Annotated in this window: 2 protein-coding genes; one reads left to right on the top strand and one right to left on the bottom strand. The window is 72.6% G+C overall.

The window, feature by feature from the left end:
• Positions 1–389, top strand: a 389-nt coding sequence (locus tag HUU95_RS13655; RefSeq protein WP_174280603.1) for a zinc-binding dehydrogenase, incomplete at its 5' end; no start/stop codon positions are given.
• A 9-nt stretch (positions 390–398) separates the two neighbouring features.
• Here HUU95_RS13655 and HUU95_RS13650 read toward each other — a convergent pair.
• Positions 399–2,570: a xanthine dehydrogenase family protein molybdopterin-binding subunit gene (locus HUU95_RS13650; RefSeq protein WP_174280602.1), complete on the bottom strand. Its 2,172-nt coding sequence runs from the start codon at positions 2,568–2,570 to the stop codon at positions 399–401.
• Positions 2,571–2,693: the final 123 nt, after the last annotated feature.

Below are 2,693 nucleotides of genomic sequence, written 5' to 3'. Positions count from 1 at the left end.
GACGGCAGCTGGCGGAAGCGGCGGCGCTGCCGGGCGTCGACGAGGTCGTCGCGATCGACGACGCGGCGGCGATCGCGGCGCTGACGCCCGTCGACGCGGTGGCGGACACCGTCGGCGGCGAGGTCGCGACCAGGACGATCGAGCGCGTCCGTGATGGCGGCGTGTTCGGCACGGCCGTGCGCGGACCGTATGAACGGGCCGGCGTCGAGGTGAACGCCGTGTTCGCGCAAGCGGACGCCGCGACGATCCGCCGCTATGCCGAGGCGGTGCGCGACGGCGCGCTGGTCATCCCGCGCGGGCCGTCCTTTCCCCTGGCCGACGCCGCCGCCGCGCAGGAAACGGCGATGGCGGGCGGCGCGGGCAAGGTGGTGCTGATCGTCCGGCCATAGGCCGCGCGCTCAGATCAGGTCCTCGATCCGGATCGGCATCTTGCGGATGCGGGTGCCCGTCGCGTGGTAGACCGCGTTGGCGACCGCCGCCGCCGCGCCAACCATCGACACCTCGCCGACGCTCTTCGCGCCGACCGCGTTGAGCAACGGATCGGGACGGTCGACGAAGCTCACGTCGATGTCGCCGATGTCGGCATTCACCGGCATGACATAGTCGGCGATGTCGGCGTTGAGCCAGCCGCCATAGCGCGGATCGACCTCCGTCTCCTCGCGCAGCGCCGAGCCGATCGCCATCACCACGCCGCCGCGCACCTGGCTGGCGGCGGTGCGCGGGGAGACGATCCGGCCGCCATCGGCGACGCTGACGACGCGCGGCACGCGCACGCGCCGGGTGGTCGGCTCGACGCGGACCTCGACGAAATGCGCGATGTAGCTGAAGCTCGCGAAGTCGGGATAATCCGGCCCGCCCCGCGCGAACTCGCCCGAGCGCAGCTTGTCCAGCGCCTTGGCGTCCTGGCCCGGCGCGACGTTCGACACCTCCGCCTGGAGGAAGGGGCGCCGCGTTCGCGCCAGCTGCTGATGGACGGTGCCCGTCGGCGCGCGTCCGCCCGACAGCTCGGCCAGCTGCGCCTTGATCTGCGCGGACGCCTTGATGACGGCGGGGATGACGCTGACCGTCCCCCACGAACCGGCGGTCAGGTGCTGCGGCGCGGCGGCGGTGTCGCCGATCTCGATCTCCAGCCGCTCGGGGCCGACGCCCAGCTCGCGCTGCAGCAGCTGCACGATCACGGTACGGATGCCCTGCCCCATTTCGTGCCCGCCGACCGCGAAGACGGTGCGGCCGTCCGCGGTGATGCGCAGCGTCGCGATCGTCGGCGTCGTCGGCGCGGGGTAGCAGCCGCCGGCGACGCCCCAGCCGATCGTGGTGCCATCGGGCAGGATCATCGATCGCGGCGCCATCGTCCGCCGGTCCCAGCCGAACCGTCGCGCGCCCTGCGTCAGGCAGTCGTTGAGGAAAGCGGAGGAGAACGGCTTGCCCGACAACGGGTTCACCGTCGCCTGATGCGCCAGGCGGAACGCGACCGGATCGCGGCCCAGCTTGTACGCCAGTTCGTCGACCGCGCTCTCGAAGGCGAAATGCGCCGGGTGCGGGTTGGGCGCGCGCATGAACCCGGGGTCCTGCGTGTCGATCCGCACATGCGCGGACGTGCCGTCATAGTTCGGCACGCCGTACATCATCGGCGGCGTCTCGTGATAGGCGGGCGGGAAGCCGCCCTTGCGCGACTGCTGGTGATCCGCGTCGTAGCGGATCGCGACCAGCTTGCCGGCGGCGTCCGCACCCAGCGTGATGCGGTGACGGCTGCGGGGCCGGAAGGTCGCGTTGTGGAAGATCTGCCCGCGCGGCATCACCAGCTTGACCGGCCGGCCGATCAGCATCGCGGCGCGCGCGACGATTGCGCTCTGGCGCTGGATCGAGCCCTTCTGCCCGAACGCGCCGCCCACATACGGGCTCTTCACCTCGATGATCGCCGGGTCGATCCTGAGCGAGCGTGCGATCGAGGCGCGCAGCGTCTGCGCGCCCTGCGTGCCCTCGTGAATGGTCAGCTTACCGTCGCGCCAGTCGGCGGTGGTGGACAGCATCTCGATCGGGTTGTGGTGCTGGGCGGGCCCGACATATTGCGCCTCGACCGTCGTCGCGGCGGCCGGCATCGCCTTGGCGGCGTCGCCCGCCTTGGTCGGGCGGAAGGGATCGCGCGTCGTGCCGGGGCTATCGATCACCGCCATGAACGGCGCTTGCGCATAGGTCGGTCGCAGCGCCTCCGCGCCCTCGATCGCCGCTTCCAGCGTCTCGGCGACCACCAGCGCCACCGGCTGGCCGCGATAGGCGATCTCCGGTGTGATCGTCGCCGTCGGTGGCGGCGCCCCCGCCGACTCGCCACCGCCACCGGCCGGCTGGGGCGGGGGCGCGAAATCGGCGGCGGTGAGCACGCGCAAGACGCCGGGCACGCGCATCGCCGGCTCGACCGGCACGTCGACGACCTGGCCCTTGGCGATCGTCGCGGGCACGGTCATCGCATAGAGCAGGCCGGGCAGGTGGACGTCGGCGGCGTAGGCGGTCTTGCCGAGCACCTTGTCGTGCGCGTCGACCCGCTCGCGCTCGGGAAACGGAGCTTGCGGCATCAGGCGGTCCTCTGGGCGGCGATGAGCAGCGCGTCGGCGACGGTGCGCGCGGCCAGCTCGATCTTGTAGCCGTTCTGCCGGCCGGGCCGGGCGCCCGCGAGCGCCGCGTGCCCGGCAGCCAGC

The sequence above is a fragment of the Sphingomonas bacterium genome, from assembly GCF_903643065.1.
GTDB lineage: Bacteria > Pseudomonadota > Alphaproteobacteria > Sphingomonadales > Sphingomonadaceae > Sphingomonas.
Note: the sequence above shows the minus strand (reverse complement) of the source record. Positions and strands in the feature narration are given on the sequence as shown.

What these genes read in the sequence shown, in the direction of transcription:
- HUU95_RS13650 (WP_174280602.1), bottom strand. Translation starts at nt 2,570, where the DNA reads ATGCCGCAAGCTCCGTTTCCCGAGCGCGAGCGGGTCGACGCGCACGAC.